Genomic DNA, 14542 nt, shown 5'->3' with positions numbered 1-14542 from the left:
ATACTACCGAGCAAATCTCGGGCCCGCGTATAATTTTGCTCTAACTGCCTGTTGAAAAATGCCATCGTGGCATTTTTCAACCTCGCCAGGCTCAGAGCGTAGCTCTTCGCGGCTCCCAAAATAACGACTTACGTCGCTATTTTGGGATCGCATCCGTGCGATCACGCAGTCCGTCGAGAAAATCAACGGACTGCTAAGTTAGCACCGGGCAAAACGTTGGGGGCGGAATTTGCCTAAAATTAAAGCATCTCTGCGCGCTCGGGTCGCGACGTACCGGTTGTCGTAACAGAATCCTACAGCCCTGAATCGTTTGCGCTTGACATTGGGCTGCGGTGACTCGATAATTGCAGTGCACATGAGACAGAGTCTCATTTTCTCCAAAGCACCGTCTTCTTCCCCATTGCGAATCCCCGATGCAGATCGCTCAAGAATTTACGGTCAATACTGTCTACGCCTCTACGGACGGAGAGCGGACCGCGATTGTTATTTGCACCGCCGAAACGGGGGAAAGCCACGTCGAAGTGCGTCAGCAATCGTGGGGGGGAGAACGGGTCGGTTGGTTCACCCAATCGAGCGTTCGTCTGGCCGTCGATCAACTGGCGCCGATGCGTCAGGCGTTGGGGGAAGCCGGCGCCATGCCCCAAATGGTGGCCGAAGCCAAAAAAGAACGCCGAATCGCTGGCGAGCGATCCGACGTTTTTGCGTCTCATTTGAAGGTCTGGCGAGCGGAATCGGCCTAGTTTCTTGGCCGAATCGCGATCCTAGCCAACCTTGCTCGACGATTTGCCGCTGACGGCCGATCCGGCGTGATCCTTTAGGATCAGCGAGATGTGGTCGACTCCCTCCTGCTCTTCCAGCAGGATGTCTTCGAGCAAGATCACCAACGGGCGATTCTTGCCGTCGACCATCTTCAGCACTTCGGTGTACAGGGCGACCGCTTTCGACTCGAATTCGAGGCCGATTTCGAGCAGCTCGACCAGGTCGGTCGATTGCTTGACCGGGTTCCGTTCGACGGTCGGCACGCCGCCCAGGGCCGAAATCTTCTGCCCGATCTTCTTAGCGTGGCCGAACGATTCCTTGGCGCTGTCCAGGAACATGTCGGAGTAAACTTCCCGCATCAGGCCGGTCACAACGAAACCAGCTTGCGAATATTGGGCGACGCCGGTCCATTCGTGCCGCAGAATGTCATTCAGCTTGTCGATGACGGCTTGGTCCATGATGGAATCTCCTTACGAGGCGTATGTCATGCTGGCGGCAGGCGTCGGCAGGTTTCCGACGCCCTTTGGCTCGCGGTTAGTCTCAACTTCTACCTTAATCCTAGCGTTCTTTCGGCGGCTGTCGACGTGCGACTAAGTCTATATGGCGTAGGAGCTTACTTTTCTTCCAAAAGATAACCTGTCTCATTTGCGCCCAGGCGCAGAGTGCCGAAATTCGCAATTCAATCTCAATAAGTTGCTTCTTCTGGGCGGTTCCATCAACAAAGTGGTGGGCGTAGTGGCGCACGACTGCTTACAATGACGCCAGATTCTTTATTAAGCGACCGCGGACGGAGCGAACGCCTGGATGTACCTCGTTGAAAATCCCGTGCTGCAGCGGGAATTGTTGGTCAATTTGCGAACGGTTCGCTCGTTCGTGCTCTTGTTCCTGTTTCACGTTCTGCTGGCCGGCGTCGTCTATGCCGCTTGGCCGCAGGTCGAACGTTGGGACCCGGAAGGCAATCGAGCCGAAGCGCAGAAGCTGTTCAATCTCTTCTTTCTGGGCGAATTCATCCTGGCGTCGATGATGGCGCCCAGTTTCGCCGCCGGGACTTTGACCGGCGAGAAAGAGCGCAAGACGTACGAGATGCTGCTCGCCAGTCCGCTGAAGCCGGGGGCGATCGTCGTCGGCAAGTTGATGGCGTCGTTGGCTCACTTGGCGCTGTTGATATTTACCTCGCTGCCGATCGTGCTGTTATGTTTGCCGCTGGGAGGCGTGTCGCTGTACGAAGTGATCGCCGCCTATTTTCTGTTGATGGTAGCGGTGGCGACGTTCGGCATGATCAGCATCGCCTGTAGCAGCTATTTCCAGCGGACCGCTTCGTCGCTGGTCGTTTCGTACCTGATTATTCTGCCAATCGCCCTGGTCGGCGCGATGTTCTGGCAATCGTTTCAGGGACAAGGCGCCGCGCGTCTGGTGGTGCTGCTGTCGTTGGTTCCGATCGCCTCGGCGCTGATTTGCTCGATCTTGTTTGCGGTCACGTCGCGCCGCTTGCTCTATCCGCCGGATGTTGGCAGCGAAGGGGGCGAGGTCGTCGACCTCGATAAAGAAGCGGAAGAAGCGGTCGGGCTGGTGATTCAGCGCGATCAGTTCCCCGATCGTCTGTTCGCCCCGCCGAAACGAACCAAGCTGCTCGAAGACAGCGCCAACCCGGTCTACGAGAAAGAGATCCACAGCGAGATCTTCGCCCAAGGCACGTTAATGCTGCGGGTGGTGATCCAGGTCAGCATGGTTTTGGCTATCCCGTTGATGGCGATCTGCCTGTACATCTGGCCGCACAATGCGCCGTATTACATTTCGTACGTCGTGCTGTTCAACATGCTGGTTGGTCCGGTCTTTTCGGCCGGCAGCATTACGTCGGAACGAGAACGCCAGACGCTCGATCTGCTGCTGACGACCGAGATCTCGCCGTGGCAGATTCTCTCGGGCAAGTTGCTGGCCGGCTTACGCGTTTCGACGGTGTTGACCGCGTTCCTATTGTGGCCGCTGTTGTTGGCCTGCGTGATGGTTTCGCACTATTGGGAGAACTTCACGTCGGTGCTCGGCTATCTGCTGGTGATCGCGCTAACCTGTTTTACAACGTCGATGTTGGCGCTATTCGCCTCGGTCAACTTTCGGAAGACGGCGCATAGCTTGATGACGACCTATCTGGTGATCATCGTGATGTTCGCCGGGCCGCTGGCGTTCGCCTATTTCGCCGACCTGGCGTTTGGACATACGCCGCCTGACGCACCGGCAGAAGTGATCGTCACCAACGAAGCGATCGTGAACTGGGCCGATCGGTTCACGATCATGAGCCCCTTTGCGGCGACTTGGAATGTGCCGATGAATTTTCAGGTCGGGGACCAGGGAGAGACGATCCTCGGAAGCTGGCCGAAGTTTGGCTACTACGCCGCTTTCACGGTGCTATTGAACCTGGTCCTCTTTTGCTCGATGACCTGGCTCTTTAATCGGCGGTGGCGCGTCGCCGAGTAGCGACGCGAACGCCTGGTGATCTTCGCCTAGTCGTATTGCAGCGGGTTCGAGCCGACAGTCGGGGTGCCCGCCGCGGTGCGCAGCGGATTGAGGATCGAGCCGAACATGTCGTCCATCGAGTTGGCGGTATCCTTCAAGATCACGACGCGGTCGCCAGGACGGAGCGAGTAGTCGTATTCCATCGGAACCTGCTTGCCGACGTGGTCATAGCCAGAGACAAGTTTTTGCGGCGGCGCCCCGGGATAGGCAGGCAGTCGCGACACGGCGACGTGGAACCGGCTGAACTTCTTGCGAGCCTGGGAAGCGTCGATCGCGGTTTGCACCGTGGCGCCGGGCGTCAGCGGCAACTTCTTCGTTTCGCCGCGATGGTTCTCGTCCAGAAGCTCGACGATGTATTGCGGACCTTGTTGCGCCTGCTGGGCGACTTCCGGTTCCGCCTGAGGGGCCAACGGCACTCCGCTGCAGCCGCTGCCGACCAGCAAGATCGCCAGAACGGGAAACGTGAATAGCGGTAGTCGTCTCGATTCGGTTTGCATGTGCGTCGATCCTTCCCTGGAGCGCGGTGCTGCTAGCGAGGGTTCCTTCCCTTTCACCGGCATATCTTCAGGCATCGGCACTTCGCGTGGCGAACTTTAACGATTAGCCAAAATTTGCCGACGCGTGCTGGCAGGGATCGCTGCTAGCTAGCAGTCCGTTGATTTTCTCGACGGACTGCGTGATCGCACGGTTGCGATCCCAAAATAACGACGTAAGTCGTTATTTTGCGAGCCGCTCGGCAATCGCCGCTTCGATGCGACGAATGATCCACGGCGAGATAAACGCCATGTTGGCGATCAACATCGCCAGGCCAAACGTGATCATCCCCATCGCGACGGCGATGCCCAGGTGAAGCGGAATCGCCATGCCGATGACCAGCGGACGGGTCAGCCGCGGCCAGACGAGCGCCGTATAAGAGATTTCCCAGGCCAGACTGATCTGCGTCAGCAGGTTGATCAAGATCGGATAGGCGGCCAGCCAGGTCATGTCGAGCGATTGATACTCGGAGTTGGCCACCGCGCCCCACATCGCCGAACCGTCCCACCACGTTTCGCCCCCCAGTTTACTGAGCCCGGCGAACAGGTAGATGATGCACATGTGGATCTGGATCAGGCGGATCGAGATGTTGGCGATCGTGCTCTCGCGCGGGCCGTCCATCCGGACGTTTCGTTTCCGCTTCAGCCAATGGTCGACGCTATACGCTTCGCCGGCCGCTCCCAGCATCAGATAGGTCGCGAGCATCCCGTTGACCTGATCCAGGCCAAACAACGCGCCAGGCGCACGATGGACGTAGCTCATCGTGATGATGAACGTCAGCACGCCGGTGATTCGCGTTTTGAAACCGACCATAAACATCGCCAGGATCACCAGCGCGATGATATGAGCCGTCCACAGTAGGGCCGGCGAATCGTCGATCAACGGCAAGTAGCTCCACGCGAAGGGACTTTGTCCCTGCATGCGGCTGGTCAGGTCGGCCGAGAAACGCCCGCTCGCGCCCATGAAGCCAACCAGGTCGATTGACCAGACCAGGTGCGTGTAAAAGATCATCGCGCCGCCTAGGATGCGGATGACGCCGAGCGTGGCGGGATCGGTGGGCGTAAACCAGAAGCGATTCCAGCCGCCAACAACGCCGCGATACAGTTCCTGCAGGTACTGGCGAATCATATCTCTTCAGCCTCTTGCGGCGGAGCCGCGATCGTGGCGGGAATCTCGGTAGGCTTCGGGGCGACCGGCTTCAACAGCAAGTCGTCGCGCTGATAGACGCCCACTTCTCGTTCTCGGTAGAGCGACGGATCGGACAGCGACATGCCTTCGGCGACATCCAGCGGATGCGGGATGCCATGTTCGATCAGCACCAGCTTCACTTGGGGAACGTCATGTTCGTAGGCCAGATAGCGGGCGATCGATTCAAAGTAAGCGTCGCGCAGTCGAACCGCATTCTGGTAACCCGCCTTCACATCCGCCGGAGCGTCATCGGCCGGCGCTTCGGCCGGAATGCTGGTAACGTTGTTCAGCGATTCGCTGATCATGAAATGGCGATGGTATAGCAGACGCGGCCAATGAACATCGAGATTGGGAAACCGCCCTTCCCCGATCTTGTTCCCCTCGGCGTCCAACAGTTCGTACCGAACCAGGTGACTGGCGCCGGGGTTGGGCGCGAAGAAGCGATAGCCATGGTCCTTCAGGAAGACGGTCCGCAGATAGGGTTCGTAAAGCCGCTCGACTTGTTGCGACAAGTAGCTGGATGGCGGCGGAGAAGCCCAAGGTCCGACGAACAACGCCGTCACATGGATCAAGATTAAGACGCTGACCCAGCCCCGCACGGCGCCGCTCCAGATGATCCGCGGCTGCGGTTTGGGCTCGGGCTCCTGAGCACTGGCCGAGAGGCTCGGCTGGGGAGCGACGGGCGGCTGGAGACTTCTGCGGGGCTTCGCCATGGCGAACGATTCGACGTTAAATACGGGTGCAAATACAAGGTTTTGACACCCCCAGTTATCGACCAGGTGCGGCCGATTATCCCGCTGCGCGCAAAAAGAGACCCTCGCAGCGGAAAGTCCGGATGCGAGGGTCTTATGGTTTAAACCGATTGTCAGCGAGTCGAATCGCTTAGTTGGCCGAGGCCAGTTCGGTCGCGTCGAAGTCGAACGAGATGTTGCGATCGTCGCCGGCGGCCAGGTTGATCACCTTCTCTTTGGTGATGTCGCGGCCGTTCTTGTTAACGGTCACCAGGATCGTGTAGTTGTTCCACACGTCTCCCTGCTTCAGGGTGCTGGTGTTGTAGGTGCGAGTTTCGCCCGTCGAGGCGGTGTCGTTACCAGCCAGCGTCACTTTGGCGTTGGCGGGAACGTGCAGGGTCAACTTGGTGTCGACCGGATCGCTAGCGACCTGTTCTTCACCCGAACCATTGAACTCGAACGAGACGTTGGCCGAGTCGCCGCCGCCCAGTTGAACTTCTTTGGTTTCGACCACTTTCTTGCCATCGACCATGCTCTCGGCACGCAGTTGATAGACGTACTTGAAGCCCGGCATCAGGTTACGCGAAACGAAACGACGGCTCAGACCTTCGCTCGTCGTGGCTTTGCCATTGACGAAGATCTTGGTTTCGGCCGGAACGTTGACGTTGATGACGGCGTTGCTTTGGACGCTGGTCATCGTCGACGGCGTCATCGAGTCAGCCGGAGCCGGAGTGGCCGGCGTAGCGGGGGTGGCCGGAGCTTCGTAGTAGTAGCTACCGCCATAGGCGCCCGAGCTGCCGCCCGAACTTCCGCCCGAGCTACCGCCGCTCGAATAGTAACCGCTCGATCCGCCCGAGCTACCGCCGCTCGAGTAGTGGCTGCGATAGTACTTCTTGGCGCGGTGATGGTCGATCAGACGGCTGATCAAGCCGCCGCCGCTGCTGCCCGAGCTTCCACCGCTCGAGTAGTAACCGCTGGAACCGCCCGAGCTTCCGCCGCTCGAGTAATAGCCGCTGGAACCGCCCGAGCTTCCCGAGCTTCCGCCGCTGGAATAGTAGCCGCCGCTGGAACCCCAGCTGCCGGAGCTTCCGCCCCACGTGCCCGAGCTTCCGCCGCTCGAACCGCCCCACCATCCATGCCAACCGGCCTGGGCCGTGGTCGACATGCATCCGATCGCCATTACGGCGGCCATTGCAGCCGCCTTGTGTCCTAGCCTCGCCATCTTGCTGTATCTCCTGAGCGTCTAAAAACGTCGTCTTGCCGACAGTAGAGCGTGCTGGCGGCGCCAGCTGCTGTCACTCGAACATAACATGCTCTAACTAGAGTTCAAGCAGAATAGGCAAAATTTGACGACTTGTGAAACTCTGCCAAATTGGTGCAGATTCTTCATAAGCCACCGCTGAAGACCGTATTACGGAAGGTTAATGAAAATTAATCCAAAAGAGGGGTCATTTTCACGTCGTCGAAGCAAGCCTCGCCGGTTGATCCAAACAGCCCGATGCGTAGCAGCGCTTCCCGGGCTACTGGGGGGACTCGAATGGTCTCATCGATCTGCTGCCAACCGGTGTCTCGCAAGAAGGGACCGACCACGCCCCGGCCAACGTCGCGGCGGGCCGCATCATAGAACGTGACGGCGATCATCGGCGCTTCACGGCGGTCAGGCCCCAGTCCGATGTCCTTCGTTTTCACCCACCCCGTGATCCGCAACCGATGGACATGTTCGCCATCGACGCCGAATCCTTGCAGCGCCATCGACGTCCGTCCCAGATCGGTGTTGCGAAAGCGGACGTACCGTTCTCCTTGGGGGGCGTCCCCATCCTTGACCAACTCAAATTGCCGCTGATAGTACCAGCCTTCCATCTGGCCATGCTCTTGCAGGTCGGCCTCGAAGTCGCCGTTGGCGGCCTGCGGATGCAGCGGATCGGGTTTGACCTCGCGATTGTCTTCCGCCTTGCCGGTCATCGGGACGAACAGCGTCGGGCGGAGCGCCTCGGAAACGAGTTTCCCATCCTGCTTCGTAAACAGGTAAAGAACCTGCTGATAGCGCTCACCGACGGGAATCACCATCCGCCCTCCTTCGCGCAGCTGATCGATCAGCGGTTGCGGCGGCTTCTCGGGCGAGCAGGTGACGATGATCTTGTCGAACGGGGCGTGCTCGGCCCAGCCCTGGAATCCGTCGCCGATCTTCGTATGAACGTTGTTGTAGCCAAGCCGGCGTAGGGTGCGTGCGGCGCTGCGGCCCAGTTCTGGGACGATCTCGATCGAGTAGACGTCTTTCACCAGCGGGCTCAGCACGGCGGCCTGAAATCCGCTGCCGGTTCCGATTTCCAGCACCTTATCATCCGGTTGCGGCTCGAGCGACTCGGTCATGTAGGCGACGATAAACGGAGAGGAAATCGTCTGCTGCCCCCCGATCGGCAGCGCCATGTCGTAATAGGCTTGCGAGCGATATTTGTACGCGACGAACTCGTGCCGCGGCGTGTCGAGCAGCGACTGGATCACCCGCTGATCCTTGACGCCATTGGCGATCACCGCCTCGTCGACCATCTGCTTGCGAGCGACGGCCGCGGGATCTTGGGCGAGAGTCGGACTGGTTAGCCAGCCAAACAGCAGCGATGGCAAAAGAGCCAAGAAAATACGTTGCATGGAAGCGTTCCTCGAAAGCGTGAGGAGGTTGGGGGCGATGTTCGATTATACCACTGGGCAACTCTGCACCGAAAAACTACCCTGCGCTTGTGACGCCCCGGCGATTGTGAAACACTTTCGTATCCCCTCCCTCCCATCGTAGCGACTGGAACGATCATGCGTACAAATCGGGTTAAGCGGAAGCTGAACAGCGGCGAGCCAACCTTTGGCGTCTGGCTCTCGCTGGGAGACCATTACGCGACCCGGACGCTGGCCCGCATGCCGTGGGATTGGCTGACGCTCGATATGGAGCACTCGCCAATCGACTGGAACCAGGCGGCGATACTGTTTGGCGCCATTGCCGACGCCGGCGGCGTGCCGCTGGCCCGGGTGCCGCGCGGCGACCATGACTTGATCAAGCGGGCGCTCGACGCGGGGGCTTGGGGGATCGTCGTGCCGATGGTCGATACGGTGGAACAAGCGAAAGCGGCGATCGCGGCCGCCAAGTATCCGCCGCAGGGCAGTCGCAGCGTCGGGGGCGGGATGCACTCGATGAACTTCGACGCCACGCCAGAGGAATATTACGCCCACGCAAACGATGAGATCCTGGTCGTGCTGCAGACCGAAAGTCCGCTCGGCGTGGCCAACGCGAAAGAGATCTATGCCCTGCCGGGCTGTGACGCGATTTTCATTGGGCCGAATGATCTATGGGCGCAGATGAAAACGGTGAAAGATCCAAGTCCGACCAAGGAAGGCCACGAAGCGCTGATTCAGCAAGTGATTGCAACCGGCAAAGAAGTTGGCACGCCGACCGGGATGCATGTGCTGACCGCCGAGCAGGCGCTGTCGCGGGCCGAACAAGGGATGCAGTTCATTGCCGTCGGTAGCGACGTGCGAATGATGGCGGTCGAGGCGGAAGCGACGCTACAGAAACTGCGTCCCGATCAGGACACGGAAAGCGTCGTCGCCTACTAGCAAGAAACGACCAGGAGCAAGGAACCGCTGGGGCGCCTTCTCCTGCGTCCTGAATCGTCTGGTTGCGACCGTCTTTCGCAGTCCGTTGATTTTCTCAACGGGCTGCTGGATCGCAGGGATGCGATCCCAAAATAGCGACGTAACAGGCAGTTAGTTGACGTTGTCAGAAACCTGCGTCTCCGACGGCTTCGCTTCGGCCGAAACCTGTTGCGGTTGAGCGGCGAAGTCGGCCGCTTCCTTCTTTCGCTGAGCCAACGAAGCTTCGGCGGCGGCCAACGACTTCTTAGCGGCTTCGGCGGCAGACGCTTTTTCGCTCTTCTGCTTTTCGAGCTGGGCCAATTCGGTCGCTAGTTTGCCTTTCGCTTCTTCGGCCTTCTTAATCTCGGCCTGACGCTTTTGCGTCTCTTTGCCGTAGTTGGCGATCGCGGCTTCCAGTTGCTTCTGCTTGGCTTGAGCGTCGGCGATCGCTTTCTTGACCGTTTCCCGCTCGGCCTTCGACTTGGCGACGGCTTTCGCTTTCTGTTGGCGTTCCCCGTCGAGACGCTTCGCTTCGGCGGCCTGCTTCTTCACTTCCGCGTCGTCCTTGGCGACCAGTTGTTCCAGCTGTTTAACGGCGGCCGATTTGGCTTCCGCTTCTTTGGCCTGCTTGGCGACTTCCGCGGCGGCGGCGGTCGCTTTTTCAGCGGCCTGGTCGGCGGCGGTCTTGGCGGCGTCGGCCGACTTACGATTTTCGGCGACCTGTTGCGTCAGCGCTTCTTTGTCGCCTTCGGCGGCCGAGGCGAGTTGCTCTTCGGTCGACTTCAGCGCGGCGGCGGCTTTGGTCGCAGCTTCGCTGGCTTGGGCCGCTTCGGCCTTGGCGGCCGCTTCCTTTTGCTGGGCGGCTTCCAGCGACTTCGACGCGCTGGCCAATTGCGACTGGGCGTTTTTCAGTTCGCCTTGTCGCTTGGTCCGTTGAGCCGAGGCGTTCTTTTCGGCGCCTTGGGCCGACCGCAATTGCTTGGTCGCTTGCGCGAGCCCTTGGTCTTGCTTGTTGATGGCGCCTTCGAGCGACTTGCGTTTGGCGTCGTTCTGTTTGATCGCCGCGATTTGGGCGTTCTTATCGCCGTCCGCTTGCTTGGTGTTGGCGGCCAGGTCGGCCACTTCCTTTTGCAGACGGGCGATCGTTTCGGCGTTGGCGGTTTGCTGCGCCTTCTTGCCGGCGACCGACTTGTCGGCGGCGGCAAGTTGCGCGGCCGATTCATCCGCTTTCGCTTTGGCGGCGGTGGCGGCGGTTTGCAGGGCGGCGACTTGCATGTCGTAGGTCGGCGGATTCGGCGGCAACTGGGCCACTTCTTCCATTTTTTCCAGGTCCCACATCCGCACCGTACCGGTCCAGTCGCCGGCGATCAGACGCTTGCCGTCATAGGTCAATGTCGCTTCCAGGGCGATGTCGCTAAAGCCGGGCGTCTTCTTTTCTTCTTTGCCGTCGGCGCTGAAGACCTTGGCGACTCGGTCGCGACCAGCCGTCGCCAAGCGACCATCCTGGCCAAAGCGGACCGTCTCGGTTCCGCCGCCATGGGCGTTGAACGATTTGATCGCTTTCCCTTCGTTCATTTCCCACAGCTTGACCGATCGGTCTTCGCTGGCCGAAGCCAAGACGTTGGAGTCGCCACGCCAGCTGACGGCGGTGATCGGACCCTTGTGGCCTTGCAGGTTTAGATACTCTTGAGCGGCGTCCGCCTCCCAAACGAAGAGGCCGTTGGAGCGATCGCCGGAAGCGAGCAGAACCCCGTCCGGGCTGTACTCCAGGGCGGTCACCCAATCGGTGTGCTTCTTGATCTCGTGCAGCAGTGAGCCATCCTCGGTCGAGTAGATGCGAATGATCCGCTGCGGCCCAGCCAGGGCGACGCGGGTCAGGCTCGGATTAATGTCGGCGGCCAGAACAACGTCGAGTTCATCCCCCAGCGACATCAGACGCTTACCCGTTCGCACTTCGTACAGCACGACTGAACCAGAGTGCCCCCCGCGACCGCCCCCAGCCATCAGCAAATCGCCGTTGCGGCTAAAGCGGAGGATGTACGGAGTTCCTTCGGGGTACGGAAGCACTCCCAGCAACTCACCGCTGTCGGTGTTGTAGAGCGAGATTTGCTTGTGACCGGCAATCGCGGCCAACGGCGCCCAGGGGCTGGTGGTGATCGCCGAAACAGCGGCGGCGCGATCGGTGTAAACGACCGGCTGACGCCAAACGTTCTCGGGCATCGCGGCCGGACCTTCCGGTTTGCCGGTGGTCGTGGGGCCGGCCATCTTCAGGCTGGGCTTGTTCGATTTCTTGGCGACCGACCCGCTGTTTTCCAAGGCGCCGGTTTCGATCCAGGTCTTGATCAGGTCAAGTTTCGCCGCCGGCAGCTTGTCTTGGTTGGGGGGCATGATCGGCGTGTCGATATGCGCGACCAAGTCCCACAAACGCGAGCTTTCGATGTCTTGCGGCTCAATGACGCCGCCGCTGGAGCCCCCTTCCATCGTCTTGCCGAACGAATCGAGGGCGAGACCACCCTTCGCTTCTCCCTGGTTGTGGCAAGTGAAGCAATGCTCGCGGAAGATCGCCCGGATCTGGTCGTCGTAGGTGACCTTGGCGGTAGCTGGTTTCTCTTGAGCGGCCAGCGGAGCGGCGCCCAACAGCAACATCGCGATCGTCGAGATTTTGTTCATGGCGGATTAACGTCGGGGGGAAGCGAGGCGGGAAATAGCGAGAAGCGGCGACTAACCGTCGCCGCTCGTAGCGATATCACGACTTAGTGGTTAAACAGGAACTCACGCGAGTTAAGCACCGCCCAGAAGACGTCTTCCAAGGCTTGCTGCTTATTCTCATCTTGATCAACCACCGCCATAAGGCGAGTTTTTTCTTCGTCGGTCGGCTGACGACTCAGGCAACGGACGTAGATTTTCTCGACAATCTGTTCCGGCGACAGCTTTTCTTCGTTGAGCCAGTCGCTTACCAGCTTGCCTTTGGCAATCTTGCCCTGGGTCGCATCGCCGTTGAGCATATGCAACGCCTGCGACAACGTCGGCGAGGTTTTCGCTTCGCAGGCACAAACAGTGGCCCGCTCGGCCCGACCGAAGGTGGTCAGGAAGTAGGTCGAAGTCTTGCCGTCGGCGATCTGAACCGCCCGGGCGCCGAGCGGAAGCCCCTTGAACTTGTCTTGGGTTTCGGTCGCCTGGCTGATGCAGTCCAGCAACTGCTCAGCCGGAATGCGGCGAACTTGAGCGTAGGCGAAGTTCTTGGTGTCGCTCTTGTTCGAGTCGTTCGGCAACGTCGTCCGCTGGTAGGCGTTGGACGCACAGATGTCTTTAACCAACTTCTTGAAGTCGTACTTGTACTCGATCAGCTTGGTGGCGAGAGCGTCAAGCAGTTCCGGGTTGCTGGCCGGGTTGCTGACGCGGATGTCATCGACCGGATCGATGATGCCGACGCCAAAGAAGTGATCCCAGATGCGGTTGGCGGTGTTCGCGGCGAAGAACGGGTTCTCCGGTGCGGTCAGCCACTCGGCGAAGACTTCCCGGCGATCGCGACCCTTTAGGTCAGGTTCGACTCCGCCCAGGAACTTCGGCGTCATGACGCGATTGTCGACCAGGTGCCGGACATCGCCGCCACGACGGTCGTAGATGATGCGTTCGCGTTCATCTTCGGCGTTCTTGCGACCAACTTGGGCGAAGAAGGCGGCGAAGCTGTAGTAGTCGTCCATCGTCCAGCGATCGAACGGATGGTTGTGGCACTGGGCGCACTGCGTCCGAATGCCCATGAAGACCTGAGCGACGTTTTCGGCCGTCTTCAGCGTGTTCCGTTCCACTTCATAGAAGTTGGTCGGCGGGTTGCTGAAGGTACCGCCGGTTGCGCCCAGCAGTTCGCGAACCATCTCGTCGAGCGGGACCTCGTTGGCGATCTTTTCTTGCAGCCACGAATTGTAGAGGAAGGCCGACTTGTAGCTGACGCGATTGTTCTCGCTCTTGATCATCAGCAACTGGGCCCACTTCATCGCCCAGATCTCGGCAAACTCTTTCCGCTCCAGCAGGCGATCGACCAGCTTGGCCCGCTTATCAGGCGACTGATCGGCGACGAACGCGGCGTATTCCTCGGCGGTGGGCAACTGTCCGGTGATGTCGATGGTAGTGCGGCGGAGGTACTCTTCATCCGAGCACAGGCCGCTCGGCACGATCCGCAGCTTGTGCAGCTTGGCGCCGACCAGTTCGTCGATGTAGTTGCCGGCGACTTGCGGCTTTTCGTACTGCAGGTCTTTCGGCAGCACGATCACCTGGCTGCCGACAGTGTGGGTATCAAAGCGGGCCATCACGAACGCTTCGCCACGATTGGCGGCGGTCGCCATGCCGTCTTTCTCCATCGGCACCGAGTTGTCGTTGCTGGTCAAAAAGACCGCCAGATCGGTAACGTCGCGGGTCGTGCCGTCGGCGTAGAACGCCTTAACGATGAACTGCTGCTTGGCGCCCTCCCCTTCCAGGACCGCTTTGGGAGGATAGATCTCGATCTTTTCGCAGACCGGCGGTTCGCTCGGATCGCGCTGGGCGCCCGATTCAAGCCAGCGGATCATGGTCGCGTAGTATTCCGAATCTTGGTCGAACAGCTTGCCCCCGGTATGCGGAACGGCGCCGATCGATTTTTCCATCAGCAGGCTCGCTTGCGGAACCGCCAAGTTGATGCGGCGCGAAGCGAGTTCGCGCGTGATGCGGTCGTAGTCGCCCTTGGGATCAAACCCAAACAGCGACAGGCGGAAACCGTCTTTGCCCCGGGCAGCGCCATGGCAGCTGCCGGTGTTGCAGCCAGCTCGCATGAAGACTGGCATCACGTCCAACTTGAAGCTGACCGGGCGTTCGGCGTCGGCTTGGGCGACCTTGACTGGGACTTCCGCTTCAAAGCCGGAGTATTCGATCGCCAGCTTGGTCTCGCCGTCGCCAGTGGGAAGCAGCGTCGTCCCTTGCAGCTTGGCGATCTTGTCATCGCCGACCGACCATTTGGCTTCGCTGGTGACGTCGATCGTCACGTCGTCGGCGCGGATTGCCCGCACGACGAAGCGTTGCTGATCGCGCGACGTCAGCAATTCGGCCGATTCGGGATAGACGTCGATTTTGACGATTTCCGATTCGGCGACGGCCAGCGAGGCCATGCCGATGGACATCGCGAGGGCGATCATCCCTGTGGCTGTCATTCGTTTCACAGCAGTTCTCCT

11 protein-coding genes are annotated in these 14542 nt (G+C 59.8%); 3 read left to right on the top strand and 8 right to left on the bottom strand.

All coding sequences use genetic code 11. The annotated features are described in order from the left end of the window. Positions 1–413 precede the first annotated feature (413 nt). The gene (locus tag Enr8_RS18710; RefSeq protein ID WP_146434392.1) at positions 414–740 is read left to right on the top strand and encodes a hypothetical protein; all 327 of its coding nucleotides are present in this window, start codon (positions 414–416) and stop codon (positions 738–740) included. Positions 741–761: 21 nt separating this feature from the next. Here the strand turns inward: Enr8_RS18710 and Enr8_RS18705 are convergent, their stop codons facing one another. After that, complete coding sequence (locus Enr8_RS18705) at positions 762–1217, bottom strand: ferritin-like domain-containing protein (protein ID WP_186767739.1); 456 nt, start codon at positions 1215–1217, stop codon at positions 762–764. A 346-nt stretch (positions 1218–1563) separates the two neighbouring features. Here Enr8_RS18705 and Enr8_RS18700 point away from each other — a divergent pair, with 346 nt between their 5' ends. Further along, positions 1564–3231 (top strand): ABC transporter permease, encoded by a 1668-nt coding sequence (locus Enr8_RS18700; RefSeq protein WP_146434388.1) that lies wholly within the window; start codon positions 1564–1566, stop codon positions 3229–3231. 26 nt (positions 3232–3257) lie between these two features. Here Enr8_RS18700 and Enr8_RS18695 read toward each other — a convergent pair whose 3' ends face one another. The 5 genes from Enr8_RS18695 to Enr8_RS18675 all read right to left on the bottom strand — a co-directional run bounded on the left by Enr8_RS18695 (position 3258) and on the right by Enr8_RS18675 (position 8369). Then, positions 3258–3767: a hypothetical protein gene (locus Enr8_RS18695; RefSeq protein ID WP_146434386.1), complete on the bottom strand. Its 510-nt coding sequence runs from the start codon at positions 3765–3767 to the stop codon at positions 3258–3260. Positions 3768–3987: 220 nt separating this feature from the next. Next, the gene (locus tag Enr8_RS18690) at positions 3988–4932 is read right to left on the bottom strand and encodes an HTTM domain-containing protein (protein WP_146434384.1); all 945 of its coding nucleotides are present in this window, start codon (positions 4930–4932) and stop codon (positions 3988–3990) included. After that, entirely contained in the window at positions 4929–5705 is a 777-nt protein-coding gene (locus Enr8_RS18685) for a hypothetical protein (protein ID WP_146434382.1), read from the bottom strand. The genes Enr8_RS18690 and Enr8_RS18685 overlap by 4 nt, the downstream gene beginning before the upstream one ends. 169 nt (positions 5706–5874) lie before the next feature. Further along, entirely contained in the window at positions 5875–6945 is a 1071-nt protein-coding gene (locus Enr8_RS18680) for a TIGR03000 domain-containing protein (protein WP_186767738.1), read from the bottom strand. A gap of 209 nt (positions 6946–7154) precedes the next feature. Next, entirely contained in the window at positions 7155–8369 is a 1215-nt protein-coding gene (locus tag Enr8_RS18675; protein WP_146434378.1) for a protein-L-isoaspartate(D-aspartate) O-methyltransferase, read from the bottom strand. Between the two features lie 156 nt (positions 8370–8525). Between Enr8_RS18675 and Enr8_RS18670 the strand changes: the two genes are divergently transcribed. After that, the gene (locus tag Enr8_RS18670) at positions 8526–9323 is read left to right on the top strand and encodes an HpcH/HpaI aldolase family protein (RefSeq protein WP_146434376.1); all 798 of its coding nucleotides are present in this window, start codon (positions 8526–8528) and stop codon (positions 9321–9323) included. A gap of 150 nt (positions 9324–9473) precedes the next feature. Here the strand turns inward: Enr8_RS18670 and Enr8_RS18665 are convergent, their stop codons facing one another. Together Enr8_RS18665 and Enr8_RS18660 are read right to left on the bottom strand one after the other, a co-directional pair. Further along, positions 9474–12011 carry a c-type cytochrome domain-containing protein gene (locus Enr8_RS18665; protein WP_146434374.1) on the bottom strand — a complete coding sequence of 846 codons (2538 nt, stop codon included), beginning with the start codon at positions 12009–12011 and terminating at the stop codon, positions 9474–9476. A gap of 83 nt (positions 12012–12094) precedes the next feature. After that, a complete protein-coding gene (locus Enr8_RS18660; RefSeq protein WP_390620201.1) occupies positions 12095–14521 on the bottom strand; it encodes a DUF1549 and DUF1553 domain-containing protein in 2427 nt (808 codons plus the stop codon). Positions 14522–14542: the final 21 nt, after the last annotated feature.

Source organism: Blastopirellula retiformator (assembly GCF_007859755.1).
Lineage (GTDB): Bacteria > Planctomycetota > Planctomycetia > Pirellulales > Pirellulaceae > Blastopirellula > Blastopirellula retiformator.
Note: the sequence above shows the minus strand (reverse complement) of the source record. Positions and strands in the feature narration are given on the sequence as shown.